17 protein-coding genes, 2 tRNA genes and 1 other RNA gene are annotated in these 17,357 nt (G+C 70.2%); 8 read left to right on the top strand and 12 right to left on the bottom strand.

Annotated features, from left to right (window positions below; translation table 11 throughout):
- Positions 1 to 11: 11 nt before the first annotated feature.
- Entirely contained in the window at positions 12 to 788 is a 777-nt protein-coding gene (locus tag AMETH_RS05770; RefSeq protein WP_038531904.1) for an IclR family transcriptional regulator, read from the top strand.
- Between the two features lie 295 nt (positions 789 to 1,083).
- On the opposite strand, the gene ssrA is transcribed toward AMETH_RS05770, so the two are convergent.
- Positions 1,084 to 1,456: a transfer-messenger RNA gene (gene ssrA, locus AMETH_RS36425) on the bottom strand.
- 155 nt (positions 1,457 to 1,611) lie between these two features.
- On the opposite strand from ssrA, the gene AMETH_RS05765 reads away from it, so the two are divergent.
- The 3 genes from AMETH_RS05765 to AMETH_RS05755 are packed head-to-tail and all read left to right on the top strand — an operon-like array spanning position 1,612 to position 4,133.
- Entirely contained in the window at positions 1,612 to 2,295 is a 684-nt protein-coding gene (locus AMETH_RS05765; RefSeq protein ID WP_017987108.1) for a sensor domain-containing protein, read from the top strand.
- Positions 2,295 to 3,434: a sensor histidine kinase gene (locus tag AMETH_RS05760; protein WP_017987107.1), complete on the top strand. Its 1,140-nt coding sequence runs from the start codon at positions 2,295 to 2,297 to the stop codon at positions 3,432 to 3,434. Before AMETH_RS05765 ends, AMETH_RS05760 begins: the two co-directional genes overlap by 1 nt.
- A 54-nt stretch (positions 3,435 to 3,488) precedes the next feature.
- Positions 3,489 to 4,133: a response regulator transcription factor gene (locus AMETH_RS05755; RefSeq protein ID WP_017987106.1), complete on the top strand. Its 645-nt coding sequence runs from the start codon at positions 3,489 to 3,491 to the stop codon at positions 4,131 to 4,133.
- On the opposite strand, the gene AMETH_RS05750 is transcribed toward AMETH_RS05755, so the two are convergent.
- Complete coding sequence (locus AMETH_RS05750; protein ID WP_017987105.1) at positions 4,130 to 4,501, bottom strand: cupin domain-containing protein; 372 nt, start codon at positions 4,499 to 4,501, stop codon at positions 4,130 to 4,132. The two genes, AMETH_RS05755 and AMETH_RS05750, sit on opposite strands and share 4 nt — an antisense overlap.
- A 79-nt stretch (positions 4,502 to 4,580) precedes the next feature.
- On the opposite strand from AMETH_RS05750, the gene AMETH_RS05745 reads away from it, so the two are divergent.
- From AMETH_RS05745 to AMETH_RS05735, 3 genes are all read left to right on the top strand, one after another.
- Complete coding sequence (locus tag AMETH_RS05745; protein ID WP_017987104.1) at positions 4,581 to 5,036, top strand: MarR family winged helix-turn-helix transcriptional regulator; 456 nt, start codon at positions 4,581 to 4,583, stop codon at positions 5,034 to 5,036.
- A 94-nt stretch (positions 5,037 to 5,130) separates the two neighbouring features.
- Entirely contained in the window at positions 5,131 to 5,349 is a 219-nt protein-coding gene (locus AMETH_RS05740) for a hypothetical protein (RefSeq protein WP_017987103.1), read from the top strand.
- A 97-nt stretch (positions 5,350 to 5,446) separates the two neighbouring features.
- Positions 5,447 to 6,730: an acyltransferase family protein gene (locus AMETH_RS05735; RefSeq protein WP_017987102.1), complete on the top strand. Its 1,284-nt coding sequence runs from the start codon at positions 5,447 to 5,449 to the stop codon at positions 6,728 to 6,730.
- Here AMETH_RS05735 and AMETH_RS05730 read toward each other — a convergent pair.
- From AMETH_RS05730 to AMETH_RS05690, 9 genes are all read right to left on the bottom strand, one after another.
- On the bottom strand, positions 6,720 to 7,610 hold the full coding sequence (locus AMETH_RS05730; protein WP_017987101.1) for an amidohydrolase family protein: 891 nt from the start codon (positions 7,608 to 7,610) through the stop codon (positions 6,720 to 6,722). The genes AMETH_RS05735 and AMETH_RS05730 overlap by 11 nt on opposite strands.
- Positions 7,611 to 8,087 carry an SsrA-binding protein SmpB gene (gene smpB, locus AMETH_RS05725; protein WP_026153846.1) on the bottom strand — a complete coding sequence of 159 codons (477 nt, stop codon included), beginning with the start codon at positions 8,085 to 8,087 and terminating at the stop codon, positions 7,611 to 7,613.
- A gap of 40 nt (positions 8,088 to 8,127) precedes the next feature.
- Entirely contained in the window at positions 8,128 to 9,024 is an 897-nt protein-coding gene (gene ftsX / locus AMETH_RS05720) for a permease-like cell division protein FtsX (RefSeq protein ID WP_017987099.1), read from the bottom strand.
- A gap of 48 nt (positions 9,025 to 9,072) precedes the next feature.
- Positions 9,073 to 9,762 (bottom strand): cell division ATP-binding protein FtsE, encoded by a 690-nt coding sequence (ftsE, locus tag AMETH_RS05715; protein ID WP_017987098.1) that lies wholly within the window; start codon positions 9,760 to 9,762, stop codon positions 9,073 to 9,075.
- A gap of 64 nt (positions 9,763 to 9,826) precedes the next feature.
- Complete coding sequence (gene prfB, locus AMETH_RS05710) at positions 9,827 to 10,930, bottom strand: peptide chain release factor 2 (protein WP_017987097.1); 1,104 nt, start codon at positions 10,928 to 10,930, stop codon at positions 9,827 to 9,829.
- A 68-nt stretch (positions 10,931 to 10,998) separates the two neighbouring features.
- Positions 10,999 to 11,499 carry a PadR family transcriptional regulator gene (locus tag AMETH_RS05705; protein ID WP_026153845.1) on the bottom strand — a complete coding sequence of 167 codons (501 nt, stop codon included), beginning with the start codon at positions 11,497 to 11,499 and terminating at the stop codon, positions 10,999 to 11,001.
- 149 nt (positions 11,500 to 11,648) lie between these two features.
- A tRNA-Met gene (locus AMETH_RS05700) sits at positions 11,649 to 11,725 on the bottom strand.
- 411 nt (positions 11,726 to 12,136) lie between these two features.
- Positions 12,137 to 12,210 (bottom strand) — tRNA-Met (locus AMETH_RS05695).
- Between the two features lie 82 nt (positions 12,211 to 12,292).
- Positions 12,293 to 15,262, bottom strand: a complete 2,970-nt coding sequence (locus AMETH_RS05690; protein WP_017987095.1) for a UPF0182 family protein — start codon at positions 15,260 to 15,262, stop codon at positions 12,293 to 12,295.
- 164 nt (positions 15,263 to 15,426) lie between these two features.
- Here AMETH_RS05690 and AMETH_RS05685 point away from each other — a divergent pair, with 164 nt between their 5' ends.
- On the top strand, positions 15,427 to 15,975 hold the full coding sequence (locus AMETH_RS05685) for a PPA1309 family protein (RefSeq protein WP_017987094.1): 549 nt from the start codon (positions 15,427 to 15,429) through the stop codon (positions 15,973 to 15,975).
- 157 nt (positions 15,976 to 16,132) lie between these two features.
- On the opposite strand, the gene AMETH_RS05680 is transcribed toward AMETH_RS05685, so the two are convergent.
- Positions 16,133 to 17,278, bottom strand: coding sequence for a YlbL family protein (locus AMETH_RS05680; RefSeq protein WP_017987093.1), 1,146 nt, complete (start codon positions 17,276 to 17,278; stop codon positions 16,133 to 16,135).
- Positions 17,279 to 17,357 lie beyond the last annotated feature (79 nt).

The raw sequence follows: 17,357 nt of genomic DNA, 5'->3' as shown, positions 1-17,357 counted from the left end.
ATCCCAGACAGATGACGGATGTCCCCGCTCTGCGCCGTGGTCTGGCGGTGTTGCGGGTGCTGGCGGCGCGGCCGGGGCCGATCTCGGCCGCCGCGATCGCGCGTGAGCTGGACCTGCCGCGGTCGACGACGTACCACCTGCTGGCGGAGCTGGAGGCCGCGGGTTTCGTGGTGCACCTGGCGGCCGAGCGCCGGTACGGGCTGGGGATCGCCGCGTTCGAGCTGGGTTCGGCGTACTTGCGGCACGACCCGCTGGAGCGGCTGGCGGCGCCGTTGTTGCGGAAGCTGGCCGACCGGGTGGGGCACACCGCGCAGCTGGGGGTGCTGCACGGCAACGAGTTGCTGTACCTGCTGAAGGAGCGGCCGTCGGCGCCGGAGACGCTGGTGACCGACGTGGGTGTCCGGTTGCCCGCGCACCTGCCGGCGAGCGGCCAGGTGTTGCTGGCCTACCTGCCGCACGCGCACGTCCGGGCGCTGTACCCGCGCTCGTTCGTCACGCGCACCGGCCGGGGCCCGACGTCGCCTGCCGAACTGCGGCAGGCGCTGGCCGCGGTGCGGTCCCGCGGCTGGGCGGTGGAGGACGGTCAGGTGACCGCCGATTTCGCCTCGGTGGCGCACGCGGTCTTCGACCACAACGGGCGCCCGCTGGCGTCGGTGGCGGTGACGTTCCGCCACGTCTGCGAATCCGGATGCACCCGAACGTGGCCCGACCTGGCGCAGGAAACCGCCACGACAGCAGCTGCACTGACACGCCAGGTGGGCGGCAAACCCCCACCCACCACCCGCTGACACACACCCACCGCGCAGCCCCCTGCTACGCCAGGCACACCCACCCCCGCAGAAACGAACACCCCAACACGAAGCACCCTGGCGAACCAGCTTCACAACCCCAGCAGCGAAGCGTCCTGGCGAAGCCAGCAGCGAAGCACCCCCACCACGGAACCCACCAACCCGACGCAACCATCGGATGGGGGTCCAAGGGGGAAGCCCTCCTGGCGGCGGCCTGGGGGGTTCGACCCCCAGAGAAAATGCCGAAGGCCGAGGCCTGCGAGCGTCCTCCGCGAGCAGGCCTCGGCCTTCGGCCGAGTGGAGGTGCCGGGAATTGAACCCGGGTCCTCTGGCGCCTTGCCTAGGCTTCTCCGTGCGCAGTTCGCTGTGCCTCTACTCGGCCCCACCGGTCACGCGAACAAGCCGGTGTGACGGGCCCAGCCGCTGTGGTTTTCCCTTCCGGTCCCCGCGGCCGGGTCCGGAAGGTGAGCCTCCTAGCTGATGCCGGCTACCGGGACGGAGGCGCTCCCGGGCCGACAGACTCGCACTCGCTCAGGCGGCGAGGGCGAAGTCGCGCTGACTATTAGTCTTGGCGCTTATTTGGTTACGACGACGCTTAACGGTGGTCTCTCGCCTGCACCGGCACGCTTCCCTTGACTCAACGTCCAGAGTCGAAACCGTTCACCCCCTTGATGGTGTTCCGTTACCAGCATAACGCCTCCGGCAACCGGGTTTGTTCCGCACCGGTGGGGTTGTCCCTACCTCGGTGACGCCCGCGCGCCCCATGGCCCACCAGCGGGAACCTCGCGATGCTGGTCCCGTGTTGCAGAGAGAGGAACGGATCATGGGGCCGACGTATTCCGCGCTGGACGGGACGCGGCCGCGCCCTCCGGTGCTCGGTTCGCTCGGGTACCTGCTGTGCAACCTGCCGCTGGGGGTGGCGGGGTTCGCGCTCATGGTGACCTTGTTCACGGCGGGTCTGGGCACCGCGATCGTGTGGGTCGGGCTGCCGGTACTGGCCGCCGGGGTGCTGATCGCCCGCGCGGCAGGCCGCTTCGAGCGCGCCAGGGTGCACCGGATGCTGGGCGCCTACATCCCGACGCCCTACAAGCCGCTGCCGGAGTTCGGCCTGCAGGCGCGCTGGCGTGCGCGGCTGACCGACGGCGCGACCTGGCGGGACGTCCTCTACCTGGTTCTGCTGCTGCCGCTCGGGATCGCCGAGTTCACGATCGTGGTGACCTTGTGGCCGGTCGGGCTGGCCGCGACGACCCTGCCGTTCTACTGCACCTACCTGCCTGGTGGCGCCTACTTCTTCCCGGCCTTCGACGAACGCTGGATCGTGGTGGATTCGCCGGTCGACGCGCTGCCGTGGGCCGCGCTGGGGTTGATCGTCCTGGCTTGCGCGATCGCGCTGACCCGCGGCATGGGCACGGCTCACGCGTTGTTCGCCCGCGCCATGCTCGGTCCGGGGCCGCGTGCGCGCAGGCTCGTCGAATCGGACACCGACCGCCGTGGCGCGGTGGCATGATGAGCGCCGTGGCCGGTGAGCACGGGCCGATCGAGCAGCCGCGTCCGGCTGCCGCGAAGTCGATCGCGTACATGATCTCCTCCTTCGCGTTGCGCCTGGTCCAGTTCGTGCTGGTCGTGACGCTCAGCCTGGTCGGGATCGTGACGACGGTGATCTGGATCGGCATCCCGATCCTGTTGTGGACCACGAGCATGGTGCGCGGGTTCGGCGACCTGGAGCGCCGCTGGGTGCGCCGGATGCTCGGCACTCCCCTGCCGCCCGCCGACCGCGCGCCGGTCGAGGGCGGGGTGCTGCGCCGGTGGCGGATGCGCCTGGTGGACAGCACGACGTGGCGGGACCTCGCGTACCTGCTGATCGCGTTCCCGCTGAGCGTGGTCGAGTTCGCGGTCGGCATCGCGTCGATCGTGCTGGTGCCGATGGCGATCTGGGTCGCGCCGTGGATCGGCTGGGTGCACGGCTCGCTGGCCATCGCGCTGCTGGGCCCGAACCGCGCGGAACGGCTGCGCGTCAAGGCACAGCAGCTGCAGGCGTCGCGGGCGCGCGGGGTGGACGCCGCCGAGGCCGAGCGCCGCCGGATCGAACGGGACCTGCACGACGGCGCGCAGCAGCGGCTGGTCGCGGTGGCGCTGAACCTGGGCCGGGTCAAGAACAAGCTGGACAAGGAACCGGACGCGGTCCGCGCGCTGATCGAGGAGGCGCACACCGACGCCAAGCTCGCGGTGTCGGAGCTGCGGGACCTCGCACGCGGCATCTACCCGGCGGTGCTGGGCGACCGCGGCCTCGACGCGGCGTTGTCCGCGCTGGCGGCGAAGACGCCGATCCCGGTGGAGGTCGCGGTCGACATCGAGCCGCGCCCGCCGGCCGCCGTGGAGACCACCGCGTACTTCATCGCCGGCGAGACGCTCACCAACGTCGCCAAGCATTCCGGCGCGACGGAAGCGCAGGTCAAGGTGTGGCGCACGGACGACAAGGTGATCATCGAGATCACCGACAACGGGCACGGCGGCGCGGAGGTGCGCCCCGGCGGCGGTCTGGCCGGGCTGGCCGACCGGGCCGTCACCATCGACGGCGTGATGACCGTGGTGAGCCCCGAGGGCGGGCCGACGGTGGTGCGAGCCGACCTGCCGTGTACCTGGTGACCCGGTTCGTGAGTGAATAGGGCGAATTCACTCACGGAACTGGGGGTTGGCGGAATGCGTGTGGTGATCGCCGAGGACGCGGTCCTGCTGCGGGCCGGGGTCGAGCGGTTGCTCGCCGACGAGGGCATCGAGACGGTCGCCGCGGTCGACCGGGGCGACGAGCTGGTCGGGGCGGTCACCGAGCACCGGCCGGACCTGGCGATCGTCGACGTCCGGATGCCGCCGACGTTCACCGACGAAGGCTTGCGCGCCGCGCTGGCCGCGCGCGAGGCGGTGCCGGGCCTGCCGGTGCTGGTGCTTTCACAGTACGTCGAGGAGAGCTACGCGGTCGAGCTGCTGTCCGGCGGGGCAGGCGGCGTCGGCTACCTGCTGAAGGAACGCGTGGCCGACGTGGCCGACTTCCTCGACGCGGTCCGCCGTGTCGCACGGGGTGGCACGGCCATCGATCCGGAGGTGATCGCGCAGGTCATGGCTCGGGGACGGAAGAACCCGCTGGACGCGCTGACCGCGCGGGAGTCCGAGGTGCTCGGGCTGATGGCGCAGGGCCTGTCCAACTCCGCGATCGCCGCGACGCTGGTCGTCTCGCAGGGCGCCGTGGAGAAGCACATCGGCAACATCTTCGCCAAGCTCGGACTGGAGGCCAGCGCGGAGGAGCACCGCCGGGTCCGCGCGGTGCTCACCTACCTCGGCCGCCCCTAGCGGGTCCAGGGCGGCACGATCGTGGCGCCCTGGACCGTGCCGACCATCCCGGCCGAGGTGCACACCGTGGCCCGCGCCGGTTCCGCGCCAGGGTTGTCCAACCGGAACAGGGTGTCCGGCGGCACGATCATCGCGTCCCCGGGGGCGAGCCGGTGCACTTCGCCGCCGAGCGTCAGTTCGAGCACCCCGGTCTGCAGCACGAATACCTCCTCCCGGCTCACCGAATGCTCCTCACCGGTCAGCCCCGGCTCGAGCTCCAGCAACCAGACGGCCAGCTCGGCGGACCCGCGGCTGGGCACGGCCAGCGGGCGGAACAGCGCACCGCCGCGCTCGAACCGGGGCGCCTCCGCCAACGTCGCGACAGGCATTTTCCGACCTCCAAGTAGTCAAGCAGCTTTACCAGTTTTAAGGTAAAGCAGCTTGACCATCTAGTCAAGGAGCTTGACCATGACCGCTGGCGACCTGCCGGGACTGCTCGCGCTGACCTTCCGCGCGCTGATGGACGAGATCCACGAGCACCTCGCCGCGGAGGGGTTCGACGACGTCCGCCCGGCACACGGCTTCGTGTTCCACTTCCTGTCGCACCGCCCCGCCACGGCCGTCGAACTCGGCGAGCACCTCGGCATCACCAAGCAGGCCGCCGTGCAGCTCGTCGACGAGCTGATCACCCGCGGGTACGTCGAGCGCCGCCCGCACCCGACCGATCGGCGCAGCCGACTGGTCGTCCTGACGCCGCGCGGCCGCCAGTGCATCGACCGGGTGGCCGCGCACTCGCGGGCAGCCGAAGAACGGTGGGTGCACCTGATCGGCGCCGACGATTTCGCCCGGATGCACCAAGGGCTGTCGGCGTTCGCAGACGATATGGCGCGACACCGGAGGGTCACCGTCCGTCCGGTGTGGTGAATCGCTCCTCACCCGTTCTGACGGCGGCGCCCGGTCCGCCGCTCACCTACCATGGGCGGACGTTGACATCGTTTCCCCGCACGAGGAGGGCCCCATGACCGAAGAGAACGTCCGGTTCTTCGGTGGCCCACTCGACGGCCGGGTCCAGACGCTCGACGACCCGGTGAGCGGCACGGTCATGCGGCACGTCCACCTGCACGAAGGCCCCAAGATCGAGACCTTCTACCAGCTCGGGTTCTCCCCGGAGGCCGGCTGGGAGTACCGGCTCTGCGGCCTGCCCGCCTCCGAGGCCGACGAGGCTCGCGAGCTGTAGGCAGGGCGGACCCCACCACGGTCCTGCACCTGACCCCCGCCCGAAGACGGCGGTCTGCCCGGCTGTGCCCGGAACCCGTTCCGACCAGGCTGAACGCATGCGAACAAGCCTGCGGCAGGCCCCGGCGGGAGCCCGCGACACCTTCCTCGACGTGGTCCGCGCGACCGCGATCCTCGCCGTCATCGGGCAGCACTGGCTGATGCCCGTGCTCAGCTACGACCACGGCCGTCTCGCGATCGGCAACGCGCTGACCACCCCCGGCTGGTGGGCGCTGACCTGGCTGTCGCAGGTCATGCCGATGGTCTTCTTCGCCGGCGGCGCGGCCAACCTGATGTCGCTGCGCCGCGCCGCGTCCACGCGCGACTGGCTGTCCACGCGGCTCAAGCGCCTGCTGGTCCCGGTCCTGCCGCTGTTCGCGGTGTGGCTGCTGGCGCCGGACCTGTTGCGCGACCTCGGCGCGCCGGAGCAGCCGGTGCAGATCGCCGGCGCGATCGCCGGGCAGTTGCTGTGGTTCCTCGCCGTCTACCTGCTCACTGTTGCCGCGACACCGCTCATGCTGGCCGCGCACCGCCGCTGGGGACTGCGCGTGCCGCTGGTGCTCACCGGGCTCGCGGTGATCGTCGACTTCGGACGGTTCGAGGTGTTCGGCACAGTCGGGTACGCCAACGCGGTGTTCGTCTGGCTCGCCGTGCACCAGCTCGGCTTCTCCTACGCCGAGGGCAGGCTCGGCACGCTGAGCCGTCGTGGCGCGGCCGCGCTGGCCGTGGCCGGGTTCGGGGTCACCGCGCTGGCCGTCGCGTTCGGTCCGTACCCGGCGAGCATGATCGGCATGCCGGGCGCGCCGGTGTCCAACATGAGCCCGCCGACCGCGGTGCTGATGAGCCTCGCCGTCGGGCAGGCCGGGTTCTGGCTGGCGCTCAAGCCCACGCTGGCCACGCTCGCCGAGCGCCCCGCCGTCGCCGCCGTGCTGCGCTCGAGCGGACCGCGGTTCATGAGCATGTACCTGTGGCACATGCCGGCGCTGGTCGTCGTCGCCGGTGTCGCGGTGCTGGGCTTCGGTTACGCGACACCGGAACCCGGCAGCCCGGACTGGTTCGCCCTCGCCCCGCTGTGGGTCGGCGCGGCGGGAGTTGTGCTGGCCGGTCTGCTGAAGGCGTTCGGGCGCTTCGAAACCCGGCCCAGCCCGGCCGGCGGCGTCCCGGCCGGACAGCTCGCCGCGGCGGCTGTGCTGGCGTCCGCCGGGCTGCTCGGCCTGGCCGCGAAGGGGTTCACCACGCCACTGGACGCCGGGACGCTCGCCGGTCCCGTGCCGTGGGTGGCGCTGGTGCTGACAGGGCTGCTGCTGGCGGCGAAGCCGGTGCGGGTCGCCGTCAGAGGTTGAGCAGCTTCGCTGGGGTGTCGTGCAGGACGGCCCGCAGGAAGTCGTCCCCGAGGCGGTCGTCGGCAGCCCAGCCGGCGACCGCACGCAGCTGCGTGGCGTAGGAGTAGGGGATGTTCGGGAAGTCGGTGCCGAGCACGATCCGGTCGGCGATGTCCGCGAGCCGGCTCGTCCAGTCCGGCGGCAGCGGCATCAGCGCCTCGGTGAACGGGACGCCGACCATCGTGGTGTCCAGGTGGACGCGCGGGTAGCGCTCGACCAGGGCGAGCGCCTCGGCGTACTCGGGCATCCCCGCGTGCGCGAGCACCGCGGTCAGCCGCGGGTGCCGGGCGAGCACCTCGCCGAACACGTCGAGCCCGGTGTGCGGGCCGCGCTCGGGCCCGTGCCCGGCGTGCACGACGACGGGCACCCCGGCTTCGGCGAGCGCGCCCCACGCGGGGTCGAGCAGCTCGTCCCGCGGGTCGTACGCGCCGACCTGGACGTGCGCCTTGAAGCAGCGGGCGCCGGCCTGCAGCGCTTCGACGACGTAAGTGGCCGCCGACGGTTCCGGGTAGAGCGTCGCGGTGGGCACGGCCGCCGGGACGCGTTCGGCGAACTCGCGCAGCCACCCGTTGAGCCACTCGGCCATGCCGGGCTTGTGCGGGTAGGCCAGCGGCGCGTACCGCAGCACCCCGAACGATTCGAGCAGCGCGACCCGCTCGTCCTCGGCCACCCGGTACTGGATGGGCCACTCGTAGCCGGTGCGCTCACCGATCCGGTCGAAGTAGGCCCAGACCTTGATCAGCATCCGTTCCGGCAGGAAGTGCAGGTGCAGGTCGACGAGACCGTCCAAGCCGAGGCCACGCACCCACTCCCGGATGTCCTCGTCGCGCTCCGGCCCCATCTAGCGGCGGCCCTTCAACGCCCTGCCCACCGCGCGGCTGATCTCGCGCTGGGCGTCGCGCTTGGCCAGGTCCTGGCGCTTGTCGTAGGCCTTCTTGCCCTTGGCGAGGGCGAGCTCGACCTTGACCTTGCCGTCCTTGAAGTACATGGACAGCGGGACGAGCGAGAGCCCGCCCTCCTTGGTCTTGCCGATCAGCTTCTCGATCTCGCCGCGGTGCAGCAGCAGCTTCCGCTTGCGCCGCGACTCGTGGTTGGTCCACGTGCCGTGCTCGTACTCGGGGATGTGAAGGTTGCGCAGCCACACCTCACCGTCGTCGACCGTGGCGAACGCGTCGACCAGCGAGGCGCGGCCGGCGCGCAGGCTCTTCACCTCGGTGCCCACCAGCGCGATCCCGGCCTCATAGGTGTCCAGCACCGCGTAGTCGTGCCGCGCGCGGCGGTTCGACGCGATCACCTTGGAGCCTCGTTCTTTGGGCATAGTTCCAGGTTATCCCACACGTCCCGGGCGGAGCACGGCGTTAATGCCGCACGTAGAGCCGCAGCGTCAGGTACCCGGTGGTGGCCGAGATGATGATCGACGCGAGCAGCAGCCACGGCGCCACCACGATCACGTCGAGCACCTGGATGTTGGGGATGATGCCGCCGGTGACGGACAGGATGCGGTCGATGAACGCGAACTTCGCCGCGATCAGGCCGCCGACCGCGATCGCCCAGCCGATGACACCGGTGACCACCGCTTCCAGGAGGAACGGCAGCTGCGTGTACCAGCGGGTGGCGCCGACGAGCCGCATGATGCCGACCTCGGTGCGCCGCGTGAACGCGGAGATCTGCACCGTGTTGGAGATCAGCAGCAGCGCGGCGAGGGCCTGGATGAGCGCGATGACGAAGGTGCCGTCGCGGACGCCGCCGAGCACGCCGAAGAACCGGTCGAGGAACTGCTTCTGGTCGTCTACGCGGGACACACCGGGCCGGGTGCCGTACTCCTGGGTGATGACGTCGCTGCGGCTCGGGTCCTTGAGCTTGACCTGCAGCGAGGCGGGCAGCGCCTCGGGGCGGGCGGACTGCACCAGGATCGGGTTGTCCTGGAAGAGCTTCTTGAACCGCTCGTAGGCCTGGTCGCGGTTCTCGAACACGACGGAGTCGACGGCCGGGTTGCTGTTCAGGTCGGCCAGCAGTCCGCGGCACGGGTCCTGGGTGCAGGTCTTGTCGTTGGCGCTGACGTCCTGGGTCAGGTAGAGCGAGACCTCGACGTCGGCCATGTAGTTGACCTGCATCTTGTCGATGGTCCGCACGATCAGCAGGCCGCCGCCGAGCATGCCGAGCGAGATGGCCGTGGTGATGATCATCGCGATGGTCATCGTGATGTTGCGGCGCAGGCCGGTGAAGACCTCGCTGAACACGAAACTGGCACGCATCGGGGGGTGGTTCCTCAGGTCGGGGGCAGGCGGGGGGTTCGGGGTGACTTATCGGCCGACGCCGTACACGCCCCGGGCGTCGTCGCGGATCACCTTGCCGAGCTGGAGCTCGACGACCCGGCGCCGCATGGAGTCCACGATGGAGTGGTCGTGGGTGGCCATCAGGACGGTGGTGCCGGTGCGGTTGATCCGTTCCAGCAGCAGCATGATGTCCTGACTGGTGTCGGGGTCGAGGTTCCCGGTGGGCTCGTCGGCCAGCAGCACGAGCGGCCGGTTCACGAACGCGCGGGCGATCGCCACCCGCTGCTGTTCACCACCGGAGAGCTCGTGGGGCATGCGGTCGGCCTTCCCTTCCAGCCCGACCAGCTCGAGGACCTCCGGCACCACCTTCTTGATGGTGTGCTTCGGCTTGCCGATGACCTCGAGCGCGAACGCGACGTTCTCCGCGACGGTCTTGTTGCCGAGCAGGCGGAAGTCCTGGAAGACGCACCCGATGGTCTGCCGCAGGCGGGGGACCCTGCGGCGGGCCATCTTGGCCACGTCGAAGTTGGACACGAAGACCCGGCCCTTGGTGGGGACCTCCTCGCGCAGGAGGAGGCGCAGGAACGTCGACTTGCCGGACCCGGAGGGTCCGATCAGGAAGACGAACTCGCCCTTGTCCACGTCGACCGACACGTTCTCGAGTGCGGGACGCGTCGACGTCTTGTAGACCTTGGAGACACTGTCGAGCCGAATCACGGTGGGCAATCCTACCCATGGGCGTCGTTAAGCCCGGGTTGGCCTATTGCCTCCGGCGCGGCGGTTACGCAGCGTTGACCTGTTTGCGCCAGCGGATGCCGGCCTCGAGGAAGTCGTCGATCTCCCCGTCGAGCACCGAGCTGGGGTTACCCACCTCGTGCTCGGTGCGGAGGTCCTTGACCATCTGGTACGGGTGCAGAACGTAGTTGCGCATCTGGTTGCCCCAGCTGCTGCCGGAGTCCTTGAGGGCGTCGAGCTCGGCGCGTTCCTCCTCCTTCTTCTTGAGGAGGAGTTTGGCCTGGAGGACCTTGAGCGCGGCGGCCTTGTTCTGCAGCTGCGACTTCTCGTTCTGGCAGGAGACGACGATGCCGGTGGGCAGGTGGGTGATGCGCACCGCGGAGTCGGTGGTGTTGACGCTCTGCCCGCCGGGGCCGGAGGAGCGGAACACGTCGACCCGGATGTCCTTCTCCGGGATCTCGACGTGGTCGACCTCCTCGACCTCGGGCAGCACCTCGACGTGGGCAAACGACGTCTGGCGGCGGCCCTGGTTGTCGAACGGGGAGATCCGGACGAGCCGGTGGGTGCCCTGTTCCACGGAGAGGGTGCCGTAGATGTAGGGGGCCGCGACCTTGAAGGTGGCCGACTTGATGCCGGCCTCTTCGGCGTAGGAGATGTCGTAGACGTCGGTCGGGTAGCCGTGACGCTCGGCCCAGCGCAGGTACATGCGCAGCAGCATCTCGGCCCAGTCGGCCGCGTCGACGCCGCCGGCTTCCGCGCGGATGGTGACCACCGCGTTGCGATCGTCGTACTCGCCGGAGAGCAGGGTGCGGACCTCGAGGGCGTCCACTTCCTTGGCGAGGCGGGTCAGCTCGCCTTCGGCCTCGGCCTTGCTGGCGTTGTCGCCCTCGGCCTCGGCGAGCTCGTGGAGCACCTCGAGGTCGTCGAGCCGCTGGCGCAGGTCGGTGACCCGGCGCAGCTCGGCCTGCCGGTGGGACAGCTGACTGGTGACCTTCTGCGCGGCCTCCGGGTCGTCCCACAGGTTGGGGTTGGACGCCTGCTCTTCCAGGTCAGCCACCTGGGCGCGCAGGGCGTCGAGGTCCATGACGGACTCGACCTGCGTCAGCTTGCCGGCGAGGTCCTTCAGGTCGGCTGCGAAGTCACCACTCACAACCTTCAAGGTTACGGCACGGGGCGCGGCCGGTTACGGGAACCGGCCGCTTGGGGCCCCGTGGCCGCTCAGGCGTCCGGGATCGCGTCGATCAGCTTCAGCGCCGCGCGGGCGTGCGCCTGGCCGAACTCGGCGATGGCCTTGCTGTAGGGGTCGCCTGCTGCCTTGACGGCCGCCCTCGCCTCGTCCAGGTCCTCCTGGTAGCTGGCCCTGGCCGTCTCGATGAGGCTGGCGCGCTGCTTCGCGGTGAGCGAGGCGGCGTGCACGAGGCGCAGGATCAGGGGGCTGCGGAGGTGGTCGGGGCCGGCGTCGGAGGTCAGCCAGGCCTTGAAGGCCTTCTTCCCGGCGGCGGTGATCACGTACTGCTGGCTGGAGCGCGGGCCTTGCTTGCCGAGCCGGACGAGCCCTTCCTTGGCGAGGGCGGGCAGCTCACGGTAGACCTGGCTGCGGGTGACGCTGAAGAACGTCCCGAACCGCTCCTCCGCCGCCGCAACCAGCTGCCCCCCGGTGGCCGGGCCGTCCTGGAGCAGGCCGAGCAATGCCGCTGCTGTTGCATTGAGTTCAGACACACCTACAAGGTGCCACTTTTCCGCCGATCTGTCCACAGTGGTCACGGTCAATGTCCACAAAGGTCAATTACCTTCCCCCGTCCGGCCCAATCGGGGGTGACCCAAGCGCACGAAAAAGGCCCGGTCCGTGAAGACCGGGCCTTTTCGTCTGGTAGCGGGGACAGGATTTGAACCTGCGACCTCTGGGTTATGAGCCCAGCGAGCTACCGAGCTGCTCCACCCCGCGCTGTAAGACCCACTATACACACCCCACCCCGACCCCCAAACCGGCCCCCCAGACGCTCCCGAGTGGACACCACCCCGCACCCCGGGCATACGACACCGCACGACGCCAGGCACTCACCCCTGCCCAACGCCTGGAGTCAGCCCCCCCCCCAGCAACTCCGAGTGGCCCCCCCACATTCCCCAACCGAGCCCCTCAACACCGGCGGCCCACCACCCATGCCCCAGCGCCGCCAGGCGCGAAGGGCAACGCCAGGCGCGCCCCACTTCACCCGCACATCCTCGCCGATCCGGCACCGCACGGGGGTGCAGGGGGCTCGCCCCCTGCCCGGGGCCTGGGGGTCGCCCCCCAGAGACAACGAAGAGAGGCCCCTGTATCCGCGCTTTCCGCGGATACAGGGGCCCCTGCCTCTCGTAGCGGGGACAGGATTTGAACCTGCGACCTCTGGGTTATGAGCCCAGCGAGCTACCGAGCTGCTCCACCCCGCGTTGTGAGGATGAGTTTACGCCTTGGTTGCGGGGGTGTGCACACCGGGTGCCAGAAGCTGGCTCCGGCACCCGGTGGGGTGCGTCATCCGCCCGGCTGGGGTGGCGCCGAGGTCGTCTGGGCGGCCTTGGCGTTCTCGTAGGCGCGGGCGGCGGCGTCGAGGGCGGCGAGCGCCTCGCCCTGTGCGGCGAAGTTGCCGCTCTGCTGGGCCTGCCGGAGCCGTTCGAGCGCCGACTGGATGTCGGTGACGGCCTGGTCGAGGGCGGGGCTGCTGCCCGTGCCGCCGGTGGCAGGCGGCGTCGTCGGCGTGGTGGACGGTGTCGGCGTGGTCGTGGGTTGTTGCTGGGTCGGCGAGGTCGCCGCCTGGCCGGCCTGGTCGCCGAACACCTGTTTCAGCGCGTCGGCGAGGGTGGAGGCGAACCCGACCTTGGACCCGTAGGACACCAGCACGCGGGCGAGCTGCGGGTAGCTGTTCTGGTTGCGTTGCTGGATGTAGACGGGTTCGACGTAGAGGAACCCGCCGCCGACGGGCAGGGTGATCAGGTTGCCGAAGATCACCGTGACGCTCTGGTTGCTGAACAGGGTGCGTTCCTGGGCGAACCGGGAGTCGCTCTGGAACCTGTTCTGGACCTGGACGGGGCCGTCGACCTGGCTGTTGCCCGCCGCGGTGGTCGGTAGTCGCAGGACCTTGATGGCGCCGTAGTCGTTCGGGTCGGAGGACACCGTCATCCACGCCGCGAGGTACTGCCGTTGCAGCGCGGTGAGCGGGCTGGTCAGCTGGAACGTCGTGCCGCTCTGCCCCGGCGCCTGCGCCAGCACGTAGTAGCCGGGCTGGTTGGCCAGGCCGGAGGCGTCCAGGTTGGTGCCGCCCTCCTGGGTCGGGTCCTGTGGCACGTTCCAGAAGGTGTTGGTCGTGTAGAACTCCTGCGGGTCGGTGACGTGGTACTTCGTCAGGAGTTCACGCTGGACCTTGAACAGGTCCTCCGGGTACCGGAAGTGCGACCGCAGTTCGGGGCTGATCTCGCTGCCCGGCTTGACCAGGCCCGGGAAGACCTGCTCCCATGCCTTGAGGACCGGGTCCTTGTCGTCGACCGAGTAGAGGGTGACGGTGCCGTTGAACGCGTCGACCGTCGCCTTCACCGAGTTGCGGATGTAGTTGATGTTGTTGTTGGCCTGGCGGGCGACGCCGGCGAGGGTGTCCTCGGTGGCGGCGCCGAGCGGCGTCTGCTGGGAGTACGGGTAGTTGTTCAGCGTCGTGTAGCCGTCGACGATCCAGACGATCTTGCCGTCGACCACCGCCGGGTACGGGTCGCCGTCGACGGTGAGCCACGGCGCGACCTTGCTGACGCGCTGGCGCGGGTCGCGGTTGTACATGATCTTCGAGCCGTCGCTGATGGCGTCGGAGAAGAGGATGTTGCGCTCGCCGTACTTCGCCGCGAAGGCGAGGCGGTTGAACCAGTTGCCGAGGTTCACGCCGCCGCTGCCGTCGTAGCGGTAGTTGCTGCTGCTGGCGCTGTCGTACTCGCCGGGCGCGCGGCCTTCCTGGCCGCCGACGATGGCGTAGTCGTTGGTGAGCTCGCCGTAGTAGATCCGCGGCTCGGTGACCGCGATGCCGGGCGCGGTGGGGTTGGCCGGGTTGATGCCGGCGCCGGTCGGGTTCTGCGTGTCGCTGGTGACCGCGATCGGGTAACCGCCGTCGCTGTTGGCGCTGCTCACCGCACGGTCGATCGTGTTGGCCGGCGCCGCCACGAACCCGTTCCCGTGCGTGTAGACCATGTGCTTGTTGATCCAGTTGGTCTGGTTGCCGGTGAGGTTCGCGGTGTTGATCTCACGGGCGGCGACCACGTAGTCCTGCAGCCTGCCGTCGATCTCGTAGCGGTCGATGTCGAGCTTCTGCGGGAAGCCGTAGAAGTTCTCCCGGCCGACCCGCTGGGTGAAGGTGGGCGCCAGCACGTTCGGGTCGAGCAGGCGGATGTTGGGCACGGTCGTGGTGTCCGAGCTGATCTCCGACGCGGTGGCCTGCCCGGTGCCGGTGTAGTCCTCGTACTGGACGTTGTTGAGCCCGAACGCCGACTTCGTCGCTTCCATGTTGCGACTGATGGAAAGCGCTTCCTTCTGGTTGGCGTTCGGCTTGACCGAGAACTGCTCGAGGATCGCCGGCCAGGCGACGCCGACCAGCACACCGGACAGGATCAGCAGCACCAGCGCGATCGCGGGCAGCTGGATGTTGCGCAGGAAGGCGCCCGCGAAGAATGCGACGGCGCAGATCGCGGAGATGCACAGCAGGATCAGCTTCGCGGGCAGCACCGCGTTCAGGTCGGTGTAGGTGGCGCCGTAGAACAGCGGGGCGTTGCGGTCGGAGAACAGCAGGTTGTAGCGGTCGAAGTAGTACTCGACGGCCTTCAGCAGCACGAACAGCCCTGCGGTGACGGCGAGCTGGACGCGGGCCGAGCCGGCGAGCTGGCCGCCGCGGCCGGCGAGCCGGATGCCGCCGAACAGGTACTGCGCGATGAGCGCGCCGATGAACGAGATCGTCACCGCGACGAACAGCCAGCCGAGCAGCCACTGGTAGAAGGGCAGCGTGAAGGCGTAGAAGCCGATGTCGTTGCCGAACTCGGGGTCGGTCTGGCCGAAGCTCGTGCCGTGCAGGAACAGCTGGATGCGCTGCCAGTCGCCCTCGCCGGTCGCGCCCGCGATGAGGCCGGTGACCAGCGGGATGCCGATGCCGAACAGCCGGATGCGGCCGACCACGGCCGAGCGGTAGCGGGCCAGCGGGTCGTCGGCGCCGGAGACCGGGACGAACACTGGCCGCGTGCGGTAAGCGATCCACAGGCTGAGCGCGAGCGAGCCGCCGACCAGCAGCCCGATCGCGAAGAACAACACGATGCGGGTGACGACCATCGTGTTGAAGACCTGGCGGGCGTCCACCTCGCCGAACCACAGCCAGTCGACATAGGTGTCCAACAGGCGCGCGCCGAGTAGCAGCGCCAGGACGATCACCGCGGCGATGATCAGCAGTACCCGGCTGCGACGGGACAGCTTCGGCAGGCTCACTGGGGGCCGACTGGCCACTGCGCACGCTCCTGATGTCTTGGTCCGCTGGCGGGGCGCCCCGTAATGCGGGACACCCCTGAACCCCTAACTCTAGGAGGGCCGCCGCGGGTTCCCCGACCGGCCCGAATCGGACACGTCCGGCAGGCACCTGACACGATGAGGAGATGGCATCGGAAGTCAACCCCGCCACCGGTCCGGCCATCGCGGCGCTGGCCCGTGAGGTCGAGGAGTTCGTGGCCGCCGCCGGGTGGGACCAGGCTCCTCAGCTGTTCGCGCTGGTCCCGACCGCGTCGCTGCTGCGCGAGCAACCGGAGCTGGCCGGGCAGCTCGACCCGTCGAGCGCGCTGACCCCGGTGGCGCAGGAGCCGCTGCCCGAGGGTGACCTGGCGGAGGCGCTGGGGCGGATCGCGTGGCCGGAGGCCGTGCTCGGCTGCGCGCTGGCCCAGGAGATCATCGTGCTGCCGCCGAGCGCCGAGTCGGAGCTGTCCGAGTCCGGCGACGCGGAGCGGCTGCGGCAGGCCGCGGCGGACCACCCCGACCGGACCGAGGCGCGCCTGGTGGCGGCCGTGCTGCGGGACGGCCCGGGAGCCTGCGTCATGCGGCTGCGGGGCTACACCAAGGCGGAGGACGCCGAGCCCACCGACGAGATCATCGAGCACCCCGACCTGGCGCCGAACCTGCTGGACGCACTTCGCGCCACGCTGACCCCCTGACTTCACCGCTCGGCCGCGTGCCCCAGGCGGGGCACCCGGCTGAGCGCCGCGAATTCCGCACCGCCGCAGCCCCTGCTCAGCGCCCAGGCCCCACGGTCCGGGCACCCCCCCGGGTCCTATGAGCACCGCGGATTCCCCTCCCCGGCGCGGGTCCGGGTCAGCAGGACGGCGTGGGCTGCCCCGCCTTGAGCGCGTCCAGCGCCGAGAGCGCACTGTCCAGGTCGGACACCTTGACCAGCTTCAGCCCGTCCGGCGCCGCGGCGGAGGCCTCCGCGCAGTTGGCCTCGGGCGTGAGGAACACGGTGGCGCCGGCCTCGCGCGCGGCGACGACCTTGAACGAGATCCCGCCGATCGCGCCGACCTGCCCCTTCTCGGTGATCTCCCCCGTGCCGGCGACGTGCTCACCCGCCACCATCTCGCCCGGGGTGAGCCGGTCGACGATGGCCAGCGCGAACATCAGGCCTGCCGAGGGGCCGCCGACGTCCTGCAGCGAGATCTTCACGTCGAAGGGCACGTCGGCCCGGTCGATGGGCTGCAGGCCCATGAACCCCTGCTTCTTGGACGGGTCCGGGTTCGCGGCGAGCGTGATCTGCTCGGTGCGGGGCGGCTCGGTGCCGTGCTGGAATGTGATCGGCACGGTCTGGCCCGGGCTGGTGTCGGCGAGCGCCGCGGTCACGTCGTCCTCGTTGGTGATGGTGCGGCCGTTGACCGACAGCAGCCGGTCGCCCGCCGCGAGTACCCGGCTGGCCGGGGTGTTGTCGACGATCGACTGGGCGAGCACCTTGACCGGGAAGCCGAGGTGGCGCAGGGCGGCGACCTCGGCGTTGCTCTGCGAGTCCTGGAACTGCTGGACGTTCTCCTGCTGGACCTGCTCGTCGCTCTCGCCGGGGCGGAAGTACTCCTCGCGCGGAGCGAGCGCGTACCGGCCGCTGACCCACAGCCCGAGGGCGCCGAACAGGCTGATCTCGTCGTTGAGCGAGACGGTGGTCATCCGCAGCTCGCCCGCGGTCGGGTAGGTCTGCTGCCCGTCGATCTCGACCACCGGCACGCCGTTGACCTGGCCGAGCGTGTCGTAGGTCGGGCCGGGGCCGATGGCCACGTAGGGCACCTGGACGAACGCGCCGATGAGCCCGAACGCCACGATGAGGACACCGCTGGTCACGACGGTCCAGCCGCGCCTCGTCATGCGGGCGCGCTCGCGGGGCCGCATCGCGCGGTGCCCGTCGCGGGCCTGGTCGCCGTCGTCGGGCTTGGTGCCGGTCGCGGCGCCGGGAGCAGTGCTTTCGTCGCGGGACTCGCTCACGGCCCACAGCGTACGGTGACCGGCCCGCATGCTCGATCACCAGGCCTTGATCGCGCCGAGCGAAATCGGACACCTCTGG

The organism is Amycolatopsis methanolica 239 (assembly GCF_000739085.1).
Taxonomy (GTDB): Bacteria; Actinomycetota; Actinomycetes; order Mycobacteriales; family Pseudonocardiaceae; genus Amycolatopsis_E; species Amycolatopsis_E methanolica.
The sequence above is the reverse complement of the archived record's forward strand: the minus strand, read 5'-3'. Positions and strand labels throughout refer to the sequence as shown.

Coding starts and splice junctions, on each gene's coding strand:
- AMETH_RS05760 (WP_017987107.1), top strand. CDS start 2,295: ATGAGCGCCGTGGCCGGTGAGCACGGGCCGATCGAGCAGCCGCGTCCG.
- AMETH_RS05730 (WP_017987101.1), bottom strand. CDS start 7,610: ATGGGGCCGGAGCGCGACGAGGACATCCGGGAGTGGGTGCGTGGCCTC.
- AMETH_RS05685 (WP_017987094.1), top strand. CDS start 15,427: ATGGCATCGGAAGTCAACCCCGCCACCGGTCCGGCCATCGCGGCGCTG.
- AMETH_RS05750 (WP_017987105.1), bottom strand. CDS start 4,501: ATGCCTGTCGCGACGTTGGCGGAGGCGCCCCGGTTCGAGCGCGGCGGT.
- AMETH_RS05770 (WP_038531904.1), top strand. CDS start 12: ATGACGGATGTCCCCGCTCTGCGCCGTGGTCTGGCGGTGTTGCGGGTG.
- AMETH_RS05745 (WP_017987104.1), top strand. CDS start 4,581: ATGACCGCTGGCGACCTGCCGGGACTGCTCGCGCTGACCTTCCGCGCG.
- AMETH_RS05765 (WP_017987108.1), top strand. CDS start 1,612: ATGGGGCCGACGTATTCCGCGCTGGACGGGACGCGGCCGCGCCCTCCG.
- AMETH_RS05735 (WP_017987102.1), top strand. CDS start 5,447: ATGCGAACAAGCCTGCGGCAGGCCCCGGCGGGAGCCCGCGACACCTTC.
- AMETH_RS05740 (WP_017987103.1), top strand. CDS start 5,131: ATGACCGAAGAGAACGTCCGGTTCTTCGGTGGCCCACTCGACGGCCGG.
- ftsX (WP_017987099.1), bottom strand. CDS start 9,024: ATGCGTGCCAGTTTCGTGTTCAGCGAGGTCTTCACCGGCCTGCGCCGC.
- AMETH_RS05755 (WP_017987106.1), top strand. CDS start 3,489: ATGCGTGTGGTGATCGCCGAGGACGCGGTCCTGCTGCGGGCCGGGGTC.
- smpB (WP_026153846.1), bottom strand. CDS start 8,087: ATGCCCAAAGAACGAGGCTCCAAGGTGATCGCGTCGAACCGCCGCGCG.